Annotated in this window: 18 protein-coding genes; 12 read left to right on the forward strand and 6 right to left on the reverse strand. The window is 60.9% G+C overall.

Annotated elements, in window-relative coordinates; genetic code table 11:
* Positions 1 to 99: 99 nt before the first annotated feature.
* Together RM6536_RS06235 and RM6536_RS06240 are read right to left on the reverse strand one after the other, a co-directional pair.
* Positions 100 to 1914 (reverse strand): glycoside hydrolase family 13 protein, encoded by a 1815-nt coding sequence (locus RM6536_RS06235; RefSeq protein ID WP_060824457.1) that lies wholly within the window; start codon positions 1912 to 1914, stop codon positions 100 to 102.
* Positions 1915 to 1995: 81 nt separating this feature from the next.
* Positions 1996 to 2874: an endonuclease/exonuclease/phosphatase family protein gene (locus tag RM6536_RS06240; RefSeq protein ID WP_060824458.1), complete on the reverse strand. Its 879-nt coding sequence runs from the start codon at positions 2872 to 2874 to the stop codon at positions 1996 to 1998.
* 431 nt (positions 2875 to 3305) lie between these two features.
* Between RM6536_RS06240 and RM6536_RS06245 the strand changes: the two genes are divergently transcribed.
* The 5 genes from RM6536_RS06245 to RM6536_RS06265 all read left to right on the forward strand — a co-directional run bounded on the left by RM6536_RS06245 (position 3306) and on the right by RM6536_RS06265 (position 10964).
* Positions 3306 to 4943 carry an alpha-glucoside-specific PTS transporter subunit IIBC gene (locus RM6536_RS06245; RefSeq protein ID WP_060824459.1) on the forward strand — a complete coding sequence of 546 codons (1638 nt, stop codon included), beginning with the start codon at positions 3306 to 3308 and terminating at the stop codon, positions 4941 to 4943.
* 254 nt (positions 4944 to 5197) lie between these two features.
* Positions 5198 to 5998, forward strand: coding sequence for a MurR/RpiR family transcriptional regulator (locus RM6536_RS06250; RefSeq protein WP_255402013.1), 801 nt, complete (start codon positions 5198 to 5200; stop codon positions 5996 to 5998).
* Positions 5999 to 6085: 87 nt separating this feature from the next.
* Positions 6086 to 6544 carry a hypothetical protein gene (locus tag RM6536_RS06255; protein WP_049341819.1) on the forward strand — a complete coding sequence of 153 codons (459 nt, stop codon included), beginning with the start codon at positions 6086 to 6088 and terminating at the stop codon, positions 6542 to 6544.
* Positions 6545 to 6667: 123 nt separating this feature from the next.
* Entirely contained in the window at positions 6668 to 10669 is a 4002-nt protein-coding gene (locus RM6536_RS06260; RefSeq protein ID WP_060824460.1) for a DEAD/DEAH box helicase, read from the forward strand.
* Complete coding sequence (locus RM6536_RS06265) at positions 10662 to 10964, forward strand: hypothetical protein (RefSeq protein WP_141744676.1); 303 nt, start codon at positions 10662 to 10664, stop codon at positions 10962 to 10964. Before RM6536_RS06260 ends, RM6536_RS06265 begins: the two co-directional genes overlap by 8 nt.
* 92 nt (positions 10965 to 11056) lie before the next feature.
* Here RM6536_RS06265 and RM6536_RS06270 read toward each other — a convergent pair whose 3' ends face one another.
* Positions 11057 to 11242, reverse strand: a complete 186-nt coding sequence (locus RM6536_RS06270; RefSeq protein ID WP_005508445.1) for an FmdB family zinc ribbon protein — start codon at positions 11240 to 11242, stop codon at positions 11057 to 11059.
* A 230-nt stretch (positions 11243 to 11472) separates the two neighbouring features.
* Positions 11473 to 12141: a 5-formyltetrahydrofolate cyclo-ligase gene (locus RM6536_RS06275; RefSeq protein ID WP_231917941.1), complete on the reverse strand. Its 669-nt coding sequence runs from the start codon at positions 12139 to 12141 to the stop codon at positions 11473 to 11475.
* A gap of 349 nt (positions 12142 to 12490) precedes the next feature.
* On the opposite strand from RM6536_RS06275, the gene galU reads away from it, so the two are divergent.
* The 7 genes from galU to RM6536_RS06310 all read left to right on the forward strand — a co-directional run bounded on the left by galU (position 12491) and on the right by RM6536_RS06310 (position 20524).
* Positions 12491 to 13399 carry a UTP--glucose-1-phosphate uridylyltransferase GalU gene (gene galU, locus RM6536_RS06280; RefSeq protein WP_060824461.1) on the forward strand — a complete coding sequence of 303 codons (909 nt, stop codon included), beginning with the start codon at positions 12491 to 12493 and terminating at the stop codon, positions 13397 to 13399.
* Between the two features lie 302 nt (positions 13400 to 13701).
* Positions 13702 to 15336 carry a hypothetical protein gene (locus tag RM6536_RS06285; protein ID WP_060824462.1) on the forward strand — a complete coding sequence of 545 codons (1635 nt, stop codon included), beginning with the start codon at positions 13702 to 13704 and terminating at the stop codon, positions 15334 to 15336.
* Between the two features lie 468 nt (positions 15337 to 15804).
* Positions 15805 to 16305 carry a DedA family protein gene (locus RM6536_RS06290; RefSeq protein WP_060824463.1) on the forward strand — a complete coding sequence of 167 codons (501 nt, stop codon included), beginning with the start codon at positions 15805 to 15807 and terminating at the stop codon, positions 16303 to 16305.
* A 96-nt stretch (positions 16306 to 16401) separates the two neighbouring features.
* Positions 16402 to 17580, forward strand: a complete 1179-nt coding sequence (locus tag RM6536_RS06295; protein ID WP_060824464.1) for a LysR substrate-binding domain-containing protein — start codon at positions 16402 to 16404, stop codon at positions 17578 to 17580.
* A gap of 26 nt (positions 17581 to 17606) precedes the next feature.
* On the forward strand, positions 17607 to 18116 hold the full coding sequence (locus tag RM6536_RS06300; RefSeq protein WP_005508451.1) for an NUDIX domain-containing protein: 510 nt from the start codon (positions 17607 to 17609) through the stop codon (positions 18114 to 18116).
* The gene (locus RM6536_RS06305; protein ID WP_060824465.1) at positions 18116 to 19294 is read left to right on the forward strand and encodes a glycine betaine ABC transporter substrate-binding protein; all 1179 of its coding nucleotides are present in this window, start codon (positions 18116 to 18118) and stop codon (positions 19292 to 19294) included. Before RM6536_RS06300 ends, RM6536_RS06305 begins: the two co-directional genes overlap by 1 nt.
* 6 nt (positions 19295 to 19300) lie before the next feature.
* The gene (locus tag RM6536_RS06310; protein WP_060824466.1) at positions 19301 to 20524 is read left to right on the forward strand and encodes a pyridoxal phosphate-dependent aminotransferase; all 1224 of its coding nucleotides are present in this window, start codon (positions 19301 to 19303) and stop codon (positions 20522 to 20524) included.
* A 150-nt stretch (positions 20525 to 20674) separates the two neighbouring features.
* Here the strand turns inward: RM6536_RS06310 and RM6536_RS06315 are convergent, their stop codons facing one another.
* The gene (locus RM6536_RS06315) at positions 20675 to 20944 is read right to left on the reverse strand and encodes an exodeoxyribonuclease VII small subunit (RefSeq protein ID WP_060824467.1); all 270 of its coding nucleotides are present in this window, start codon (positions 20942 to 20944) and stop codon (positions 20675 to 20677) included.
* A 66-nt stretch (positions 20945 to 21010) separates the two neighbouring features.
* Positions 21011 to 22312, reverse strand: a complete 1302-nt coding sequence (gene xseA, locus RM6536_RS06320) for an exodeoxyribonuclease VII large subunit (protein WP_060824468.1) — start codon at positions 22310 to 22312, stop codon at positions 21011 to 21013.
* Positions 22313 to 22464 lie beyond the last annotated feature (152 nt).

Raw genomic sequence — 22464 nt, forward strand, 5'->3', positions numbered from 1 at the left:
GCCGAAGAGAAAAAAAGAGTCTGTGATTGAAGTATAGCGCGAGGGGGGCCGGAACGTCCGCGTCTGGCCCCCCTCGCGCATTATTATTTCGGAGCGTGCCTACTCGGCGTTACCAAAGAGGTAGACCTTAGCCTCGTAGGGGCGTAGCAGAGTGCCCTCGTCGGTGAACTCGCGGTTCTCATCGCGGTAGTTCGAGCTGATCAGCTGCGGAACGTTCGAGATAGCCTTCAGCTCGGTCGGGGAGAGAGCCTGCGAGTTGGTCAGCACCACCGAGTCCAGGTTGCCGCCCGCGTAGTTCAGCTGAACGGTGTCGTCAGTGAAGTTGGCGACGACCAGCAGGGCGCGCTCGCCGGTTGCGGCGGCGTCCTCATCGGAGTTCACGCGCAGGTAGGCGTAAACCTGGTCATCCTCTTCATCCAGCAGGCGGTACTCGCCGGTCAGGATGATCGGGTACTCGCGGCGCAGGCTAATCAGATCGCGGTAGTGGTAGAACACCGAATCCTGGTCGGCGAGCTCTGCCTCCGCGTTGATTTCGGTGTAGCGCGGGTTCAGCTTCAGCCACGGGGTGCCGGAGGTGAATCCGGCGTTTTCACCGGCGGTCCACTGCATGGGGGTGCGGGCGTTATCGCGGCCGGAGGCGCTAATGTAGCGCAGCATGTCCTCCGCGGAGACACGGCCCGACTCTTCAACGTACTTGCGCCAGGAGTCGTGAATCTCCAGGTCGTTGTAGTCCTTCACATCGTCGAAGAAGACGTTGGTCATGCCCAGCTCTTCGCCCTGGTAGATGTAGGGGGTACCCTGCATCAGGTGCAGTACGGTGCCCAGCATCTTGGCGCTGACGGTGCGGTACTCGGGGGAGTCGTTGCCGAAGCGGGAGACGGTGCGCGGCTGGTCGTGGTTGTTCCAGTACAGGGAGTTCCAGCCGCGGCCGTGCAGGCCCTCCTGCCAGTGGGTGAGGACCTTCTTGAGGTCAACCAGGTTGAAGCGGCGGTCGGACCACTTGCCGGTTACGCCACCTTCGGAGGCGTCTACGTCCATGTGCTCGAACTGGAACACCATCTGTAGCTCGTTGCGGTCGAAACCGGTGTAGAGCGCGGCGTCGTCCACGGTCACGCAGGGGGTTTCGCCCACGGTCATGACCGGGTACTGGCTGAGGACCTCGCGGTTCATCTCCTGCAGGAATTCGTGCACGCGCGGGCCGTTAGCTGCGACAGCCAGGCAGTTGTCGAGGCCGCCGGCGAGGACTGCCGGGTCATCGGGGAAGGAGAGGTCCTTAGAAATCAGGTTGATGACGTCCATACGGAAGCCGTCCACGCCCTTGTCCAGCCAGAAGCGCATGATGTCGTAGACCTCTTCGCGGACCTTCGGGTTCTCCCAGTTCAGGTCGGGCTGCTTGATGGAGAAGTAGTGCAGGTAGAACTGGCCGGTCGCCTCGTCCCATTCCCACACGGAGGGGCTGAAGCAGGAAATCCAGTTGTTCGGCGGAATCGGCTTGCCGTCCTCGTCGAAGCCCTTGGGGTCGCGCCAGATGTAGTAGTCGCGGTAGGGGTTGTCCTTGGAGGAGCGTGCCTGCTTGAACCATTCGTGCTCGTCGGAGGTGTGGTTGACGACCAGGTCCATCATGAGCTTGATGCCGTGCTTGTGCGCGGTTTCGAGCAGCTCATCGAAGTCTTCCATGGTGCCGAACTCGGTCATGATGGCGCGGTAGTCGGAGATATCGTAGCCGTTGTCATCGTTCGGGGAAGCGTAGATGGGCGAGAGCCACAGCACCTGAATACCCAGCTTGGCGAGGTACGGAATCTTCTCGGTAATGCCGGGCAGATCGCCAATGCCGTCGCCATTGGAGTCGTTGAAGGAGCGGGGGTAGATCTGGTAGACCACCGGTTCCTGCCACCACTGGGTTTGGGTCGTCATGATTGTTCCTTTCCTTGGAGATTGTCAGGGGTGTTGGCGCGAGAGGTGCCGTCGTGTTGGGCGGCTAACGTCTGGTGCCCTTTAGCCCTGGTTGGTGAGGGGTGTAAGGAGGCTCTGCGGCGCCCAGCTGGAGGGGTCAATTTCCAGGAGTAGGCCGCTGTGGTCTGAGATGGCCTCGGGGGAGTTGTCGCGGAAAACAACTGAGTGGGAGAGGACCGTGAGCAGTCGGTCGGCGAAAACGAAGTCGATGCGCTTGGCGTCCGTGTTACCTTCCCAACCGGCGATTTCGCGGTGGACGGTGTTTTCGCCGTCGGTGTGCTCCGCCAGCGAGCGGGTATCGACCATACCGCTGGAGGTGACCAAAGCGTAGCCTTTATCGCTCAGATGCGCGGCGGAGTTAAAGTCGCCGCCGAGTAGCACGGGTGCGGTGAGGGCGCATTCTGCGAGTGCCTGCGAGAGGCGGGTGTATTCCTGCGCGAAGAGGGGCTCGCCGTTGAAGTCCCACCAGGACATGTGGGTAGTAGCGCACCAGAAGGTGCCCGTCTCAGTTTCGATGAGGGCTGCCTGCGCGGCGCGGCGCTGTACCTGGTGGTAGTCGTAGTCGGGGGACATCTCGATGGGCTTGATGCCGCGAATCGGCAGGCGCGAGAGGATTGCTACGCATTCGTCGTAGAGGTCCCAGCCGATGTGGGCTTCGGTGAGGGTCCACTCGTAGGTTGCACCCATTTCATTGAGTGCCTGTACGAGGAGCAGGGCGTAGTTATCTTCGCGGACCGGCACGCCTGCGCCGCCGCGGTAGTTCAGGGGTTCCTTCACCACGGGGGTGGAGGTGAGCTGGTTGACTTCCTGCAGTGCAATGACATCCACCTGCTGTTCAATGATGAACTTTGCGAGGGTGCGGATTTTCGAAATCTGGTGGATTTCGCACCAGCTGTGGGTGTTGAGGGTGAGGAAGCGCATAAAACTAAGTCCGGGGTAGTGCGTGATAAAGAAGTTTGAGGGATGCACTCCGTTGTTGACGGTTGGGAGCGTTGTGTGGGCTCTCAACCTACGGGTGCACTGTTTATGCTATCGATTCTGTGGGCTGGGTAATAGAGGAAAAGTCTCATCTGCGGCAAGTATTTTTAACCAGTGCCGGGAGATGTTTCAGGTTCTGAAAAACTCTTTCAAAACTTCTATTTTTGGTATGTGTGGGCAGGTATGACCTGGCATTATTGTTTTTGTCTAAAACACATTCGGCATTTAGCGCACGCAGGTTATGTGGCGCCGCTCTCATACACTTCCATTTGGGGGTATAAAGATACGGCGTTCGAATGCATGAACAGCAGGCTGGCAACGAGCGCCAACCCCTGCGTCCGCTCACTCGACAACCCGAAAGGGCGTATAGCCTCATGATGGAAAAAGTACAGAGGTTCGGCTCTGCCATGCTGGCACCCGTTCTTCTCTTCGCATTTGCTGGCCTCGCGGTCGGTATTGCGATCATTGCACAGAACGGCGACCTGATCCCCCTCGCTGCTGACAAGGAAAGCGCGTGGAACCACTTCTGGTCTGTTTGGGAAGCCGGCGCATGGACCGTCTTCAACCAGATGGAACTGCTCTTCGTGATTGGTCTGCCCATTGCACTGGCAAAGACCGCTAACGCACGTGCAGTGATGGAAGCTGCAATGGTCTACCTGACCTTCAACTACTTCGTCGGCGCCATGCTCAAGGTATGGGGCAAGGGCGGCACCGGTTTCTTCGACCTGGACTACAGCACCGACATCTCTGAGAGTGCTGCAGGTACCGGTCTGAAGATGATCGCCGGCATCAAGACCATGGACACCGGTATCTTCGGTGCCATCATTATCTCCGCAATCGTGGTGTGGGTACACAACCGCTGGTTCGACAAGAAGCTGCCCGACTTCCTCGGTATCTTCCAGGGCTCGCAGTACGTCTACGGCGTCTGCTTCTTCCTGATGATGCCCGTGGCATTCCTGTTCTCCTGGCTGTGGCCCTACGCTCAGCACGGCATCTCCTCCCTGCAGGGCTTCTTCATCGCATCCGGCGCACTCGGTGTGTGGGTTTACACCTTCCTCGAGCGCTTCCTGATTCCGACCGGTCTGCACCACTTCATCTACTCCCCGTTCGTCTTCGGTAACGTTGTTACCCCGAACGGTATCGCTAAGGACTGGCCGAGCCACCTGAGCGAGTTCGCTAAGAGCGACAAGCCCCTGAAGGAACTGTTCCCCGGCGGCGGCTTCGCACTGCACGGTAACTCCAAGGTCTTCGCACCCATCGGTATCGCAGCGGCGTTCTACACCACCGCTCGCCCCGAGAAGCGCAAGGAAGTTCTCGCTCTGATGATCCCCGTCAGCCTCACCGCGATCCTGATTGGTATCACCGAGCCCCTCGAGTTCACCTTCCTGTTCCTGGCACCCCCGCTGTTCCTGGTCCACGCAATCCTGGCAGCATCCATGGCAGCAATCATGTACCAGCTGGGTCTGGTTGGTTACATGGGTGGCGGTCTGCTGGACTTCCTGTTCCAGAACTGGATCCCGCTGTGGGCAAACCACTCCGGTACCTACCTCATGCAGATTGGTGTGGGCCTGTGCTTCACCGTTATCTACTTCCTGGTCTTCCGCTTCATGATTCTGAAGTTCGACTTCAAGACCCCCGGTCGTGAAGAAGACGGTGGCGAGACCAAGCTCTACAGCAAGGCAGAGTACAAGGCTGCCAAGGCTGCTGAGAAGGACGGCGGCGCAGCAGCTCCCGCAGCTGACGGCGACCTCTACGCACCCCGCGCAGCAGGCTTCCTCGAACTGCTTGGTGGCGCAGAGAACATCACCACCGTGAACAACTGCGCAACCCGCCTGCGTGTCTCCGTTGCTGATGAGTCCCTCGTCAGCACCTCGGATGCAGACTTCAAGAATGCAGGTGCTCTGGGCCTCGTCCGCAAGGGCAAGGCATTCCAGGTCATCGTCGGCATGGACGTTCCCCAGGTTCGCGAGCGTTTCGAGACCATGGTGAACGAAGCTAAGACCCTCTCCTAAGAGACTTCAGCTTTCAACCACCTGACGGCATAACGCCTCATAAGGTATAGACTTCGCCGGCGGTATCGGATAACACCGATGCCGCCGGCGAAGCTGTACCCAGGCTCGCACCCGGACTCAAATCTGCACGAGGCACCCACCCAAAGTGAGAGACGACCAACCTCGCCCACCCTGGCCGATGACCCTAGAGCGTGTACTATTTATATATTGCTCACCATCGGATTCAGGAGCTTTGAGTGGATTTACAAGACGTCGTGAATGCGAACCAGCACCGATTCAGTGAAACTGAACGGGAAATTTTGGCATTCATGCTAGAAAACGAAGAGTTCGTTGCAGAGTCAACGATCAACTCTCTGGCACATAAAACCTATACTTCGACCAGCTCAATTATCCGCCTGACGAAGAAGCTGAACTTCTCCGGATTTGCCGAGTTGAAGTACTTCATTAAGTCCTCTCTGAACCGCAGCGAACCTTTCAACCCGCGGTTCATTGAGAGCGGTCGCGAAGATATTCAGCGCACCTACGACTACCTCGAGCACATGGAGCTGAGCGGACTGCTCAAGCGCATCCATGAGGCTCGCACCGTGTACTGCTTCGGTACCGGCTACGCGCAGCGCAACGCCGTGCAGGAATTTACCAAGTCCATGCAGGTGTGCGGTAAGTTCTGCCAGGTCATCCCGGCGCGCAATGAGTTCGAAAGCGCCATGAACAATATGACCCAGGACGACGTGGTCATTATTGTGTCCTTTTCAGGTCAGACCGAGAACATGCGCGAACACATTAAGATGCTGGCGCTGCGCCGCATCCCCATGATTGCGGTGACCGCCATTGGTGTGAACTACATGTCTTCACACGCCGAGTACTCCCTGCACTACCAGACGACCCCCACCCAGATCAGCACCCAGCGCAAGCCCTACTACTCCTTCGTTGCGCTGTCGGTACTGCTGGACTACATCGTGCGCCGCTACATTGAATTCGTTGAGAATGAGCGCCGCGAGTCCCTGCAGGACCAGGTGGATGACGTCCTCAACAGCGGGGGCGAAATCGACGCCTGACAAGGCATTACTGTGCCCACCTGCCCCTTCACTCACTCCTCCTGAATCCGACCGAATCCACCTGAGATCACCTGAAAGAGACACCCAGTGACCGCAATTTTCGCGCTCATCGAAAACACTGAGAAGATGCGTAAGTACCTGTTCTGGTACCTCATGATCATCCCCGCGCTGCTACTGCTGTGGATTGCTCTGGGCGCAGCGAACTCCCAGATGGACTTCCAAGCAGCCCTGAAGATTCCCTTCTTCACCGTGGCATTCCTGAACGCATGCCTCAGCCTGCTGTTGGGCGGCACCCTCAAATTCGCGGGCGCAGAGAACGAACGCACCGAACGAGCCTACGCCCTGTACCTGACCATTCTGCTGGTCATCATCGGTAACCTGCCCGGCGCAATCCTGAGCTTCTTCCTCTTCCGCTCCCTGCGCTTCGGCAACCTGGAAGGCGAACTGGCACCCAAGTACCGTTGGGCGCTTCTGCCCGCCATGGTCTTCTACGTATTGGTCACCGTAGTGCTGCTCGCCGCCAACCTCGCAATGTGGTCGAAGTAAGCACCCGGCGTATTAAGCACATCGGCGCATTAAGCACGCAGGCGCGCACTGACACCCGCCCCGCTTGAAACACAGCATGAGGCACACCGGGCAGAGGACCCCGGAAGAACCACCATCTTCGGTGTGTACGCGCAAACGTACACCGCACTGACCCACAAGGACACTCACGACGTGAACCAGATTCCCGAGCCTACCGACGCGCAACACGCACCCGGCGCCCCGGCTGATACCGCTCAGCCCGCCGCAGCCGCCGCGACCTCAGCAGAGGAAACCCACGAAGTAGCCGACGAAATCAACATCGCCGAGCTGCCCGCACACCTGAACCCCGCCCACGAGGACTTTGACCCCTCGGCGGGGCTTGAGCGCTGGGCGGAACAGATGGACGTCTACACCGGTCCCGACGCGATGCTCGACTTCAACCAGGTCGACTACGTGCACATCGACCTGTCCGAGGCGAACCCCTCCGGCCTGGCACAGCTGCTCGCCGGACGTAAGACCCGCCTCTCCACGATTCTGCGCGACAAGTCGCAGCTGGAGGCGGGCATGCGTTCCGCACGCACCCTGCGCACCAAGATTTACGAACTCGCCACCGACCACGGCCTGGACTCCGGCTACTTCGTGGCGGGTACCGCCTCCTGGCTGTCGCACGACACCCGCGAGGATGCCGCCGCCTACGAGAAGCGCTTCATCGCACCGATCCTCATGGCGCCGCTGAGCATCACCCCGCACCCGAAGGACGACGACTTCGAACTGCGCCTCGCCGGTTCTGCACGCCTGAACCCGGCGATGGTCCGACAGATCAAGCAGGAATACGGCATTGACCTGGGCACCATGGACGTGGCGCAGCTGGCGAACTCCATGTCCCGTCTGGACCCCGAGCCGGTTATTGAGCGTATGCGCGCCTCCGCCGGTCGTATTCCGGGCATGACCATCGAGTCGAAGTACTTCATCTCCACCTTCGCTGATCTGAAGGAAAGCCTGGGCGAGCTGCCGCACACCGCCATCACCCCTCTGGTTCGTGACCTGGCGGCGCTAAAGGTTCCCGGCGTGAAGCCGCGTGAGCTCAACGCACACAATCTGCAGCAGCCTCTGGATCAGCGCGACCCGGCAGAGGAAATGCTCCTGCTGGACGCTGACGCCAACGCTCAGGAGATTATCGACACCGCGGTCAGCGGCTTCTCCTTCACTATCACTGCGGCACCCGGCACCGAGCCGCTGCGCACCGCAGTGAACATTGCTTCTGCGCTGATGGGGCGCGGTAAGTCCGTGCTCGTCGTGGGCGAGAAGCGCTCCACCCTTGCCGAGTTCTCTGCGCTGCTCAAGCGCACCGGCATCGAGAGCCTGCGCTACGACCTGCTTGCCGAGCACGATTCTGAGGCTCAGCGCGCCGAATTCATTCGCGCCATTGTGCGCAATGAGAGCGCCGAAGAGCCGAACTCTGAGGACCTGAACGAAGAGCTCGTCGCGACCCGTGCCGCGCTACTCGACCACACCCGCGCCCTGCTGAACAAGGACGCGAACTGGCAGATTTCCGTCTACTCGGCGCTACAGCGTCTGGCTGAGCTGACCGCCTCCGAGGACGGCCCGGCAACCCGCGTGCGTTTTGACCGCCCCATGCTCGACTCGCTCATGGAGCGTGAGCAGGTGCGCGCCGACCTGGTACGCCTGGGCGAGATTGACGGTTTTGCGGCGGCTTCGCGTACCTCCCCGTGGTACCGTGCCCGCCTGGTCAATGACGAGGAAGCCGCCGAGGCGTACGCCCTGGTCATTACCCTCAAGTCCTCCCTGCTGAACCTGCGCGAGGCGATGAACCGCACCAGCGCCATGCTGGGTCTGCGCCGCGGCCGCACCATCGCCGAGTGGGAGTCGCAGCTGGCGATTCTGATGCGCATCCGTGAGACGCTCAAGCGTTTCCGCGCAGACGTCTACGACCGTCCAGTGACCGACCTGATTGCGGCGACTGCATCCGGTTCGTGGCGCCGTGAGAACGGCATCGAGATGAGCAGTATGCAGCGTTCCCGCCTGCGCCGCGCGGCAAAGGAGTACATCCTGCCCGGCGTGAATATTGGTGACCTGCACGAGCAGCTGAAGATTGTTCAGGCCGAGCGTGCCGAGTGGATTCGCCACATTGAGGCGCCCCGCACCCCGCAGATTCCTGAGAACCTGGATCAGCTGGCTGCCGCCCTGAACTCCCTGGTATCTGAACTGGCGGGCCTAGGCATTGTCCTGGCTGACACCGTTGAGGGCACCGACTTTGTACGCACCGACCTGGATGCCCTGGACGCGCGCCTGGACGCCCTCATGGCGGACCGCGTGCTGCTCATGACCCTGCCGGAGCGTGACGCCCTGACCCAGAAGCTGCGTGAGCGCGGCCTGTCGGAGCTGCTCGATGACCTGTACGCGCGTCAGGTTCCGACCGAGGTTGTTTCCGCTGAACTGGAGCTTGCCTGGTGGCAGTCTGCCTTGGAGTTCTTGCTGCAGCATCACGAGGGTAAACTGCTGGACGGCGACCGCCTGCGCGATATGGAGTCCCGTTTCCGCCGTGCCGACTACGCCCACATGACTAGCGCCCCGGCGCGTCTGCTGGCGAAGGTTGCTCGCGTGTGGACTGAGCGTATTGAGTCTGAGCATGATCAGGCAGCGTACCTGAAGAGCCAGCTGCGCGGCTACGAGTTCGTGCTCGAGGAGCTGCTGACTCACGCCCCGGTGATGGCACGTACCCTGTTGCCGCTGTGGACTGCGAGCCCCTTCGCCCTGGCGCGTAAGGTTCCCGCCTCCATGCGTTTTGATACGGTGCTGCTGCTGGACTCCGAGTCGACCCCGCTGGCAGCGAACCTGCCAGCGATTACCCGCGCCGACCAGGTGATTGCCCTGGGCGACCCGCATTCGGGTTACCCCTCGCCGTTCATCGTGTCCGCCCCGACCTTTGGGGCGCCGGAACCGGCAGGTGAGCAGCTGGACAGCACCTTCGACGTGCTCGCTACCGTACTGCCCAACCGCACCCTGGCGATGCTGCACCGTAGCATGGACCCGGTGATTCTGGACTACCTGAACCGTGAGTTCTACGGTTCGCAGCTGCATGCGGCTCCGGTGAGCCGCGCCTCCGCCCAGCCCGCCGGTTTGCTGACCGTTGAGTACATTGATACTCGCGGTAAAGTGAGCGATAACGCGAACCTGGATTCGCCCGGTGTTGAGGTGGAGCGCGTGACGAACCTGGTACTGGAGCACGCCTACCGTACCCCAGACCGTTCGCTGGCGGTGGTGACGGCTAGCCCGAAGCACGCTCAGCGTGTGGCTGAGTCGGTGCGTCACGCCCTGAGCCTGTACCCGCAGCTGGCGCCGTTCTTCGCCGCCGGTGAGGAGTCTTTCCGCGTGGTCGACCTGACCCGCGCCGAGACCCTTGAACGCGATACCGTGATTTTCTCCCTGGGTGTGGGTCGTGCCCGCCTGGGTCAGGCGTCCTACGATTTGGGTCAGCTGTCTGCTGAGCATGGCCGCCAGGGCTTTGTGGTGGCGTTGACTCGTGCACGCCGTGCCCTGCGCATTGTCTCGTGCATTGACCCCTCCGAGCTGGACCCGCAGAAGCTGCATCATGGCGCGGTGGATTTCTACCACCTGCTGCGTGAACACGCGGAACGTCAGGCGCGTGAAGAGGTGGAAGCGAAGGCACAGCGCGTGCCGGAGACCCTGCCGCGTAACGCGTTCTTGGCCGCCGACGACGCGGACACCCCGGATTTGGGCGACTGGCTGCTGAACGATTTGGTGGCGCGTCTGCAGGCTCGCGGTGTGCGTGTGACCCGCGGTGAGGGCGATATCGCTCTGATTGCGCACGCCCCGGAGAAGCTGGCGGCTGAGCCGGTTCCCGCGCTGGGTGTGGCTCCCGTGGTCTCTTCGAACCCGAGTGTTCCGGCGGCTATGCCGCTGGTGGCGTGCTCCGATGGTGAGCCGAATTATGCGCGTGCTTCGGTGCGTGAGCGTACCCGCCTGCTGCCGGAGCGTCTGAGCCGCACGGGCTGGAACTACATTACGCTGGGCACCCTGGAGGTTTTCGCCGATCCGGACGCTGTGGTGGCGCGCGTGCTGCACTACCTGGATATGGATGAGGGCGCTGAGGTTCGTGGCTAGTTATTCGTCGACGCCGAAGCCTCGCCGCGGTCACCGTCGTGTGAGCGGCGGCGGCTCGGTGAGCGGGGCTGAGCCTCTGCTGGTGGGTGTGACGACGCCTCCGGTTGTGGCTTCGGGTACTTCCTCTGCCGCGGGGGCTTCCCCGAAGAAAGCTGATGCCCAGAAGCAGAACCCCCAGAAGGCGAGTTCTCAGAAGGCGGCTGCTTCTGCGCAGCCGCTGACCCCGGAGGAGCGTGAGCGTCTGGAATGGATGCGTCAGCAGCGTCCTCCGCACTGGGGTAACAATATCGTGTAGCGTCTTCCTGAGGGAGAGCACTTCTTAAAACGCCGAGGGGCGGGGCAACCTGTGTTGCCCCGCCCCTCTTTTGGGCTGGTGTGGGACCCCGTTTAGGAGTTGCCCTTGTCGGTGCTGTAGAAGCCGGAGCCCTTGAAGGTCACTCCGACGGTGTTGTAGCGCTTGCGCAGGGTTTCTTCGCCGCACTGCGGGCAGATGCGCAGTGCATCGTCGCTAAAGGACTGGCGCTGTTCAAAGACGTGGTTGCAATTCTTGCACTGGTAAACGTAGACCGGCATTTTGTCCTTCTGTATCCGTTTTCGCTGGGATGGTTTATTAACGTGGTTTGAGTGTACCGCTTTTGAAAGGTTGGGAGCTATTTGCGTTTTCTTCTCAAATAGCTATTTCTGTTTCTTTTCGTCTTTTTCGTGAGCGCTTTTATTAATGTGTCTCGCATATCTTTACGCTTTTGCCTAAAGATTTGGGGTGTCAATCAAGAGCAAACCGGGGATGGGTGAGTCGGGTTCTTTTAGCCCTGCGGGTGAGTGCGGAAAATACCTTCCTCGGTGAGGATCACCGGCAGAATGGCGTCCCACCGGTCGTAGGGAATAGCTTCATAAATTTCATCGGCGAAGACCACGCCGATGCTCTGCTCCTGTAGCTGCTGTGCGCTGAGCAGGGGGATAAGACGGTCGTAGTAGCCGCCTCCTTGGCCGAGGCGGTGCCCGCCAGCGTCAAAGGCGAGAGCGGGGATGAGGCGCACATCGGCGTTCACGAAGGCTCGCTCGTCTTGTTCTTCGCCCTCGGGTTCGGGGATTCCCATGGGGCTGAGCGGGTGCTCAACGGCGGGGTCCCAGTGCACCCAGGCGAGTTTGCGTCCGGGGCGCACGACGGGCACGAGGATGCGGTGTCCGTCCTTGTGCAGGCGGGTTAGTGCTTCAATGATGGGCGGCTCGGATTTGGTAGGCAGGTATGCCGCAATGGTGCCGGGGGAGTGGAGGCGCTGCGCGATGGCCTCGAGAATGTGGCGGGTGAAAAGGTTAGTCATCCGCTGCTGGCCGTGTTCGCCACGGTGGCTGCGTGCGGTGAGGCGGCGCGGGCGGATTTGGGAGCGGAGAATGTCTTTATCCAGGGAGATGTCGTCTGCGCTGGCTCCTGCGTCGGAGTTGCTGGTGGCGGCTGTGGTGTTGAGAGGCATTGTGTGTCCCATCGTCATTGCGGGTGAGGTCTTATAGGGGGTGGGGGAGAGTGACTCTATGGGCTAGGTGAGCTGGTTTGGGCCATGGCGCCTTCGCGCTGAGGATGTTCGAGGCGGTGCGAAAACATCCTTGTGGGCAGCGAAAAGCGGCCTAATCTGCCGGGGTATAGAATCCACTTTTTAGTATAGGGTTTGTGAAGAATAGCGTTGAGTGGAATGGGGCGTATTCTCTCTGCACCCCTAAGAATGTACCTTCACTGATATGTAGTTAGTCACGTTGAAGATTTTTTCATGTCATAGTCTCGATAAATCGCCTTAAGTACTTTACAACTTAGGGTATTCTTGTGGCATGGCTACTGAAATTAAGTCTGTTACTAAGGCAGTTATTCCTGCTGCTGGTCTGGGCACCCGATTCCTGCCCGCAACGAAGGCAACCCCTAAGGAAATGCTCCCCGTCGTCGATCGCCCCGCGATTCAGTACGTGGTGGAGGAAGCAATTCGTGCCGGTCTGAACGACGTTCTGATGATTACCGGTCGTAACAAGCGTGCTCTCGAGGATCACTTTGACCGCGTTCCCGTTCTGGAGCAGCAGCTCGCCGAGCAGGGTAAGGACGCTCTGCTCGCATCCGTGGTAGCTACCAATGAGATGGGCGGCGACCTGCACTACGTGCGTCAGGGCGACCCCAAGGGTCTGGGCCACGCTGTTCTGCGCGCAAAGCGCCACGTCGGCGATGAGGCATTCGCTGTTCTGCTCGGCGATGACCTGATTGACGAGAAGGAAGATCTGCTCGCTCGCATGGTGGAGGTCCAGGAGCGTACCGGCGGTTCCGTCGTTGCTCTGATGGAGGTTCCCCGCGAGGCTATTTCTGCTTACGGTGCAGCTGCTATTGAGGCTGTTGAGGGCGAGGACGGTTTCGTTAAGATTACTGGTCTGGTTGAGAAGCCTGCTGCTGATGAGGCTCCCTCGAACTACGCTGTGATTGGCCGTTACGTTCTGAGCTCGAAGGTCTTCGAGGTTCTGGAGAACACCGCTCCGGGCCGCGGCGGCGAAATTCAGCTGACCGACGCTCTGCAGACCCTGGCTCAGGGCGAGGGTGAAGGCGAAGGTGTCTACGGCGTGGTCTTCTCTGGCCGCCGTTTCGACACCGGTGACAAGCTGTCCTACCTGAAGGCAAACGTTATTCTTGCTGCTGAGCGTCCCGAGTTCGGTGACGACCTGCGTGCATGGCTGAAGGACTTTGTCGCAGAGAACTGCTAAGCACTCTGCATCCGCTCTCTAGCGAGGGCAACCGATAAATACCAACCACGCTGAGGAAGGCGTTCTTTCCGGTGGGGCGTTAGCTCCGAGGGAGGGCGCCTTCCTTGTTTCGTAGACAGATAGTGCCGAGTGAGAGCTTGGCGATATTTCTGTGGTGAGTATGCTCCGGCATGCTCGGGTGCATATTCCTTCTGGGGTATATGCGCATATCCAGCCCGATTCTTTCCTCTTATGGAAAGCATCGGGAATATAAGGGTATGATTAAAGTCTAGGGATAAAGGGACGATAGAGGGCGACCTGATATGACGCTGTTGAACACCTCCGGTGTGTTGGTAATTCTGACCGTGATTTTGCTGCTGTGGTTTGTGCCCAGGAGCCTCCGTCGCGCGCCCGCAGGTCACGTCATGGAGCCTGAGCGTCCCCTGATTAGTGCCGAGCGTACCGCTGAGGACATTCTCGCCTCCGCCGGTGTGCTACTGAATGAGTCGGAGGCGTACCAGTCTTCCGATCATGCGGTGGCGCCGGGTACCTCCCTGCCCTCTTCTGCTCTTCCGCAGGCTTCTTCCTCTCACGCTGTCGATGACTCCGCTCAGCCTGCCCCGGACACGGCTTCTATTTCGCAGATTCGCGAATCTTCCCCCACTGCGCCCTATACCGATGCAATCCCTGTAGTGGAGGAGGCAAAGCCTTCCGTCCTGTCGTACTTTGATACCTCAAGCCCGAGCGGTATTGCCTTGCTGGTTGCCGCCGGTCTGGGTGTGCTTGCCCTGGTCACCGGCCTTCTGGCACTCTTTGCTGGTTTGGCGTGGGGTTGGGCTGTTCTCTTCCTGATTCTTGCCGGTGGTGCGTGGGCTGTGAGCCGTTTTGGTCTGCTGGAGTCTCTTGCCCATCAGGTGAAGGCGAACCGTGATGAGCGCCGCGCCAAGGCTGAAGCAGAAGGCGCTGAGGGTGATGATGCTGAGGACGAAGCGTACGAAGGCTCCGAGGATGACGAAGCCTACGACGATGCACCCGAATCGGTAGATGGCCCGGGTGCTGAAGGCCCGGATTCTGAAGTTACTGAAGAATCTGAGCCTCAGTCGCGTCCCGCTACCCGCAAGCCCGCTGCCCGCAAGTCTGCCGGCAACCTGAACCGTGAGGCGGCACGCCCGAGCCGTGCGCACATTGCGGTGGAGGCATCTGAGGATGCACCCGGGGCTACTGCTCGCGAGGAGGCGCCCGCGCCTTCTCAGGCTGCTCGTCCCGTTCGCCCGGCACCCGCTCGTTCTGCCCCTACTGGTTCTACCGAGCCGTCTGCGGCTCACCGTCAGGAGCGTCGCCAGCAGCGTCCGAGCCGCTTCCAGCCGATTCGCCGCGGTAGCGTGCTCTTCGATCAGGAGAGCGGTTCCGCCACTCGTGCTTCCTCCGCTGCTGCGCCTCGCACTGCAGGGCAGCCCCGGGTGGCACAGGCGCAGGTTGCACAGCCTCAGCCTGTTCAGAAGGCACCGGCACCTGCTACCCAGCAGGTAGTGCCCCAGCCCGCTCAGGCTGTTCAGCCCGTTCAGCAGGTACCCGCGCAGCCGGTGGCAGCTGCCGCACAGCAGCCGGTAATTCACCCGGATCAGCCGGTGGCTCGTCAGGCTCTGCGTGACGGTTCGCCCGTCCGCCAGGCGCCTGCTACTCCCACGGCTCCTGCCGCTCAGCCGATTCCCGAAGAGATTCCTCTGCCGGATGTCCTGGATGATTCCGAGTTCGACGCACTGGATATCGCCTCGCTGAACGACCCTGCTCACTCTAACGGTGCTATTGCGACCGGTGGTGTTCGTTCGACGAACCGTCACCCCGGTGCTGGCTCCTCCTTTGAGGCTGTGAGCAACACCTGGAACCCGGTTCAGTTGCCCAAGCCGCTGAGCGCCCTGCACCGCCAGGATCAGGGTAAGAATCAGGGTAAGAAGTAGGCCTTGTTCTAGATGCGCATAAACCCCGACAGTTCACGCTGTCGGGGTTTTTGTTTTCCTGACCCTGGAGTCTGGGAATGGATTCTGGGAATGGGTTGAGGAATGGAGTCCGCGAAAGGAATAGTTAAAAAGAAAAGGAACCCCGTCCATGGGGTTCCTTTTCCAGCATCACACACAGGAAGAAAGTCTTCTAGACCGACTAGGAAGACCTTCCCACAAGGCCTGCCCTATTCGGTAATAAAAATATATCCTAATTCCTGTACCTGATACAAGCCGAAAATAGCGACACCCTGTCAATAAACTAAGGTTTGCCTAAGTAAAATCCGCGCCATTGCAGGCGACAAGGGGCAATAACCCCCGGCTGAAAAAAATTTAAAAAACTTTTTAGCCCCCTCCATATGTCGAAGTAAGAAGCCTCAAAGAACCTACAACCAGGCCAATATTGCCCACTCGTGAGAGAATAGCCGGGTGAAAGAATGGTTTGACGCACTCCCGATTGAGGTTGCCCTAGCTTTCATGTGGGTGGTCGGTATCGTCCGCACCAGCATCGTGTACGCTCTTGGTGCGCTCGCTGCTGAAGGTGGCGCGCGCCTCGACCGCATCCGCAAAGCCATGGACAGCCCGCTCTACCGTAAAGCGCGCCGCTTGATTAACCGGTGGGGCGTAATTGCCGTGCCCCTCTGCTTTCTCACCGTGGGTCTGCAAACCGCGGTCATCATCACGACCGGCTTCACGAAAATGCCGCTGCGGCGCTGGGTTCCGGCGATGCTGCTCGGAACCTTCATCTGGGCGTGCATCTACACCACCATCGGCTTCGCAATTCTTGCCGCGCTCGGCCTGGAGCCGTGGATGTTCCCGCTCGCCCTCGCCATTGTCATTACGGTGCTGGTCATTGTGTCTCAGCTGCGCGAACGCCGCATTAACCGCGAAACCGTTGCGAACGCTACGGAGAACATCGTCGAGAACTAGTCCTGTCTCCAGTAGGGGATAGGTGCACTATCTTGCCGGGTTGAGGTCGCTCACCTGCCCCCAATGCCGCCGCCCAAGATGTGCTAGCGTGGAGGGATGAGTTCATCCGCATCCTCCACCGCAGGTACCCCCGAAGAGCAGCCCGTCACCGACCATGCTCTCACCGCAATCGACCCCGAGTTGAGCGCGCCCGAAAACGCTACCGACGAGGTAGAAACCGAAGCGCTCGTCGAGGCTCCCACCCGCGTGTACCTGCACCCCGAGCAGCTGGCAATGATCCAGACTCCGGAGGCTCTGCCCATCCCCGTGCTGCAGCGCTCCGTGCTGCGTGTGAGCTACGTGCCGGCGATTATGCCCGGCAAGTGGTTCAACCGCTGGCATGAGCGTTACGGTGACCGCGTGCAGCTGGCGGAGGTGCCCGTGCGTGAGGCACGTGGCCTGGACTCCCTGCATCAGGACCTGTGCCTAATCAACCCTGCTGAACCCGTTGCAGAAGAGGGAACTGCTGCCTCCGAGGTGCCCGCCGAAGCTACCGAGCACGCCCCCATTGAGTCTAAGCACGTACCCGAGAACCCCTTCGCGCACATGAGCATTGTGCGCCCCGACCGCGAACCGGCAAGCACCGACGGCGAGAAGTACCACAGCATCCGCCTCTACGAGGAGCTGCCCGTGGTCATTCTGCCGGTGGACCACGTGCTCACCGTGCTTGATGAGGTGCCCGTGGAGGAGCTTGCCGAAGAGTTCCTGCTGCAGCCCGCCTCCGATATTCCCGCCTACGAGGAAGTGTCCCGCGCCTGGCGTGAGAGCGCCGGCCGTATCGTGCCCGAAGGCCTGACCGATAAGGAAACCATCGAGCTAGTTGCCGCCGGGGTGGGCCTGTACATTGTGCCCATGTCCATCGCGCGTTTCTACCACCGCAAGGACCTCACCTACCGCCCCGTTGCGGGTCTGGACACCTACCCGGTGCACCTGGTTTGGCCGCGTGCACCCAAAGGTGAGCCGCGCAGCGAAGAGCTTGAGGCGCTCCTGCAGGACTTCATCGGTATTGTGCGCGGCCGCACCGCAACCAGCGACCGCGGTAGCGAAACCCGACAGGCACGCGCCGAACGCATCGCCGCCGAAAAAGCAAAGGAAAAAGCGAAGGCACGAGCCGCCAACGCCCGCCGTGAAGCCCGCGATAAAAAGCGCGCCAACGCCAAGAAAAACGGCAACGCGCGCCAGCACGCTCGACAGTCCGCCAAAGCCGCCAGCGCACGCCGCGGCAAGAAACGATAAAGAACGATAGACGGTAAAATCAAACCATGGCATTAGCAATGGAAACCCGACCCGCAGCCTACGCAGTCATCATTGAGCAGGGCAAGCTGCTCATGACCCGCTGGGTGCCCGAAGACCGCGCGCTCAGCCCCCTCTGGTCCCTGCCCGGTGGCGGCATGGAACCCGGCGAACAGGCGGACGAGACCGCGCTGAGGGAAACCCTCGAAGAGACCGGCTACAGCGTCGCCATTGAAGACATTCTGGGCGTGCACGCCGGACACTTTCCCGTGCGCTCCACCCAGAAAGACCCGCAAGCGCTCCCCTTCTGCGCCCTGCGGGTGGTTTTCCGCGCCCACATTGTCACCGGCGAACTGCGCCACGAAATTAACGGCTCCTCCGACACCGCACGCTGGGTACCCATCGCTGAGCTAGACACCATCCGCTACGGCACCCTCATCGACGAGGTCGCCTCCATGATGGGCTACTCCAACGCCGCCAGCTGGGCACGCGAATACCGCGAATTTCTTGCCGACGAAAACGCACGGAAGCTTCCCTAATGAACCGACTGACCATCACCCGCCGTGCGGCGCTCACCTCCCTGGCACTCATGCCGTTGCTTGCCGCCTGCGGTAGCAACGACACGACCCCGCACGTGGATCCCTCCGCGTCCAGCTACGGCACCCTGCGCATCGGCTACGGTGCCCTGCGTGAGATGCGCGCCGTAGCGCACGTGTACGCGCGTGCCCTGCGACAGGTTGGCTACTCCGTTGAACTTGTTGACACCGACAACAGCCGCGCTACCGCCCTGCGCGGGCTTATGGTCCCTTCGGCTAACTCCGCCACCCCCAGCGCCACCCTGCCCGACGACGAAGAAAGCGGCGTCGCCAACACCGTTGAGGCGCTGGACCTGGTCATCGACTACAGCGGCGACCTGCTGCTCTACCTGACCGACGACGGCAAAATCAGCCCCGCCGCCGCGCAGAACGAACGCATCGCCGCCTCCGTGAGCGCCTCCGCTCAGGCAGCCGGAGTGACCCTGCCCCCGGCAGCTACCCCCACCGCGGAGGAGAGCACCGCCTCCGCGCATGCTACGGACGCAACCGCGAGCCCCACCGCAAGCTCCACCCGCTCCGCAGACCCCATCAACCTGCGTGCCATGAGCACCACCGACATGACCAACGCCATCTCGCGCATCCTGCCCGAAGAGCTCATGCTCCTCAACGGTGCAAACGCCACCAACAAGGATGTACTGGTCACCACCCGCGCCGTGAGCGCCCGCTACAAGTTCAGCTCCCTCGCGAGCCTGCGCGATGTGCAGTCTTCCCTGGCGTTCTCCATCCCGACCGGGTACTCCAGCGGCACCTACGGCGTGGATTCTTTGCGTAGCCTCTACGGCTACCGTGTGCACGACCCGAAGATTCAGGACGACCCCGCCGAGCGAGTTAAAGCCCTGACCTCCGACACCGTGCAGGTGACCCTGCTGCACAGCGTCGACCCGGCAATTGACGATAACCGCCTGGTCACCCTGGAAGATCCCTCAACGGCACTTTTGCAGCAGCAGCTGGTGCCCATTATTCGCCGTACCCTGCCAGATAGCGCCCGGACGGCAATTAACCGCGTATCATCTACATTAGACACGGGTAACCTCTCGTTCCTGTTGCGTCTGACTAGCGGTTCCAACCCCATCGCAGATGACGACGCAGCACAATTCATTTTGGATCACCCTAGAAAGTAAATCATCATGACGAAGTACCGTCAGTCCTCAAAGTTGAGCAACGTCCTGTACGACATCCGCGGCCCCATTCTGGATGAAGCCAATCGCATGGAGGCGATGGGCCACCGCATCCTCAAACTGAACATTGGTAACCCCGCACCCTTCGGCTTTGAGGCGCCGGATGCCATCATGATGGACATCATTCGTCACCTGCCCGAAACCCAGGGCTACTCTGACTCCCGCGGTCTCTACTCGGCACGTACCGCCATTGTGCAGCACTACCAGAACCGCGGCATCATGAACCTCGACACCGACGCCGTCTACCTGGGCAATGGCGTGTCTGAGCTGATCCCGATGACCCTGCAGGCACTGTGCGAGACCGGCGACGAAATCCTGGTCCCCATGCCCGACTACCCGCTGTGGACTGCATCCACCGCGCTGGTGGGCGGCAAGCCCGTGCACTACCTGTGCGACGAGGAAAACAACTGGTACCCGGACATCGAAGACATTAAGTCGAAGATTACCGAGCGCACCAAGGGCATTGTGGTCATTAACCCGAACAACCCGACCGGTGCCGTCTACCCGCGCTCGATTTTGAAGCAGATCGTGGACCTGGCACGCGAGCACGGTCTGGTTGTGTTCTCCGACGAAATCTACGAAAAGATTGTGTACGATGGCGCAGAAGCCATCAACATGGCTTCTCTGACCGGCGATGATGTGCTCTGCTTGACCTTCTCCGGCCTGTCCAAGGCATACCGCGTCTGCGGTTACCGCGCAGGCTGGGTCGCTATTACCGGCCCCAAGAAGGACGCAACGAGCTACCTGGAAGGCATCCACCTGCTTGCATCCATGCGCCTGTGCTCCAACGTTCCGGCACAGCACGCAATCCAGACTGCACTGGGCGGCTACCAGTCCATTAACGAGCTGATTGTCCCCGGCGGTCGCCTGTACGAGCAGCGCACCCTGGCACACAAGATGCTCAACGAGATTGACGGCATCAGCTGCACCAGCGCGGACGGCGCGCTCTACCTGTTCCCGAAGATTGATATTGAGCGCTTCGACATCACCGACGATGAACAGTTCGCCCTGGACCTGCTCAAGAGCCAGAAGATTCTCTTCAGCCACGGCCGCGCGTTCAACTGGAAGGACCCGGACCACTTCCGTCTGGTGTTCCTGCCCGATACGCAGACCCTCACCAGCGCCCTGGAGCGCCTGGGTAACTTCATGGCTGACTACAAGCAGAAGCACTAGCCTTCCCGCCTCTGCTGCATATAGACAGAAATAGCCTGCCCCGCAGTTCTGATGAGCTGCGGGGCAGGCTACTTTTAGCGGCTTCGCGGATGCGCGATGCGCAGATGACGGAGCAACACGCCGGGGGAGGAGGGGAGAGAAAGAGGCGTGCTAGTTCGCCGCAGGCTCCTGACCGCCCTGTGTACCTGCCTGCGTGCCGCGTGCCGCGTTCAGGCGCTCCTGCGCGCCCTGCAGCCACGCCTCGCAGCGGGCGGCAAGCGCCTCGCCACGCTCCCACAGGGCGATGGAGGTCTCCAGATCGCTGGCGCCGGACTCCAGCTGGCGCACGACCTGCTCCAGCTCGGCACGTGCCTGCTCGTAGCCGAGGGTTTCGACGGGTGCGCCGAGTTCGGCGCTGTTGAAGCTAATGTTCTCGCTCATTGAGGAACCTTTCAGGGGTAAAAACTAGAGATAAAACTAGGGGTAAAACGTTAGGGGTATCGAGGTTTAGGAGATGTTCGAGGGGTCCGTAGAAGTCACGGTTGCCTGCGCCGAACCGGTCGCCGCACGCACCGTAATCTGCTCGCCCTCGGTTAGCGCCGAAGCGTCACGCACAATAGCGCCTGCGGCATCCTGAACGATGGAATAGCCGCGGTTGAGCGTCTGCGCGGGAGAGAGCGAACGCACCCGCGCCAACGTGTGCGACAGGGTAGCCGACTCACGCTCCAGACGGTGCTGCACCGAACGGTGAGCGCGCTCGCGTAGCTGGCTCAGCTCCTCCACACGCATGAGCAGGGAAGACTCCGGGTGGGTGAGCACCGGGCGGCTACGCAGCTGCGCAATGTAGTTCATCTGCATGCCCACGTAGCCGAGCACCGCGCGGTCCAGGCGGGCGCGCGCCTCGGTGATGCGGGCGGTCTCCTCCGAAATATCGGGCACAATGCGCTTACCCGCATCGGTGGGGGTGGAGGCGCGCAGATCGGCGACCGCATCGAGGATGGGGGAGTCCGCCTCGTGACCGATCGCTGAGACCACCGGGGTGGTGGCTGCCGCGACGGCGCGGATGAGTGCCTCCTCGGAGAAGGGTAGCAGGTCTTCGAAGGAGCCGCCGCCTCGGGCGATGACGATGACATCCACCTCCGGGTGGGCGTCCAGCTCGGCGAGGGCCGCAATGACCTCAGCCGCCGCGCCCTCACCCTGAACGCGGGTATTGCGCACCTCGAAGACCACGCCGGGCCAGCGCAGGGAGGCGTTGCGGATAACGTCCTTCTCCGCGTCAGAATCGCGACCGGTAATCAGACCCACACGATTCGGTAGCATGGGTAGCGGCTTCTTCCGCGCGTCAGAGAACAGCCCCTCGGCGGCGAGAGCTTCACGCAGACGCTGCAGCTGCTCGTGCAGGTTACCGGTGCCGACCGCGTACACTTCCTTGCCGATGAGGGAGAGCTTGCCGTTCTTCCACAGGCTCGGCTTGGCGCGGGTGACGATGCGAGCGCCTACGGTCACATCAGCCGCCAGGCCGCTACCGGCACGCCCAAAGAGCGCGAGGGTGAAGGAGAAGTCTTCGTTGAGGTCTTTGAGCTCCATGAAGACGTTGCCGCCGCGGCCGTTGAGGGAGGCGACCTGCGCCTCCACCCAGAGCTCGGGAACCTTGTCTACATAGTTTTTGAGGTTCTGCGCGAGCAGGGCGAGGGGCCAGGGGTTGGTGGCGGTGGTTTCCTGAGACTTCCCGGGAAGCTGCCGCTCGTGCACGGGCGGCACCACCAGTGCGGGTGCCGGCTGCGCTGCGGAGGGGTTGTAGAAGTTCATACTCTCTATTGTCCCTGATTGGTCGGTTATGCGCCTGCTTACAGGTCAGCCTGGCGACTCGGGTAGCTTGCACGTAGTGCAGGCAGAACTTAGCTTCTGGCGCATTCTGCGGGTCCGAATCGGCTTTGAACACCGTAAGCGGGTACCCTAGG

It is taken from the genome of Rothia mucilaginosa (assembly GCF_001548235.1).
Lineage (GTDB): Bacteria > Actinomycetota > Actinomycetes > Actinomycetales > Micrococcaceae > Rothia > Rothia mucilaginosa_B.

What these genes read in the sequence shown, in the direction of transcription:
- RM6536_RS06315 (WP_060824467.1), bottom strand. Translation starts at nt 20,944, where the DNA reads ATGAGCGAGAACATTAGCTTCAACAGCGCCGAACTCGGCGCACCCGTC.
- RM6536_RS06240 (WP_060824458.1), bottom strand. Translation starts at nt 2,874, where the DNA reads ATGCGCTTCCTCACCCTCAACACCCACAGCTGGTGCGAAATCCACCAG.
- RM6536_RS06270 (WP_005508445.1), bottom strand. Translation starts at nt 11,242, where the DNA reads ATGCCGGTCTACGTTTACCAGTGCAAGAATTGCAACCACGTCTTTGAA.
- RM6536_RS06305 (WP_060824465.1), top strand. Translation starts at nt 18,116, where the DNA reads ATGAACCGACTGACCATCACCCGCCGTGCGGCGCTCACCTCCCTGGCA.
- RM6536_RS06300 (WP_005508451.1), top strand. Translation starts at nt 17,607, where the DNA reads ATGGCATTAGCAATGGAAACCCGACCCGCAGCCTACGCAGTCATCATT.
- RM6536_RS06310 (WP_060824466.1), top strand. Translation starts at nt 19,301, where the DNA reads ATGACGAAGTACCGTCAGTCCTCAAAGTTGAGCAACGTCCTGTACGAC.
- RM6536_RS06295 (WP_060824464.1), top strand. Translation starts at nt 16,402, where the DNA reads ATGAGTTCATCCGCATCCTCCACCGCAGGTACCCCCGAAGAGCAGCCC.
- RM6536_RS06275 (WP_231917941.1), bottom strand. Translation starts at nt 12,141, where the DNA reads ATGCCTCTCAACACCACAGCCGCCACCAGCAACTCCGACGCAGGAGCC.
- RM6536_RS06235 (WP_060824457.1), bottom strand. Translation starts at nt 1,914, where the DNA reads ATGACGACCCAAACCCAGTGGTGGCAGGAACCGGTGGTCTACCAGATC.
- RM6536_RS06285 (WP_060824462.1), top strand. Translation starts at nt 13,702, where the DNA reads ATGACGCTGTTGAACACCTCCGGTGTGTTGGTAATTCTGACCGTGATT.
- xseA (WP_060824468.1), bottom strand. Translation starts at nt 22,312, where the DNA reads ATGAACTTCTACAACCCCTCCGCAGCGCAGCCGGCACCCGCACTGGTG.
- RM6536_RS06245 (WP_060824459.1), top strand. Translation starts at nt 3,306, where the DNA reads ATGATGGAAAAAGTACAGAGGTTCGGCTCTGCCATGCTGGCACCCGTT.
- galU (WP_060824461.1), top strand. Translation starts at nt 12,491, where the DNA reads ATGGCTACTGAAATTAAGTCTGTTACTAAGGCAGTTATTCCTGCTGCT.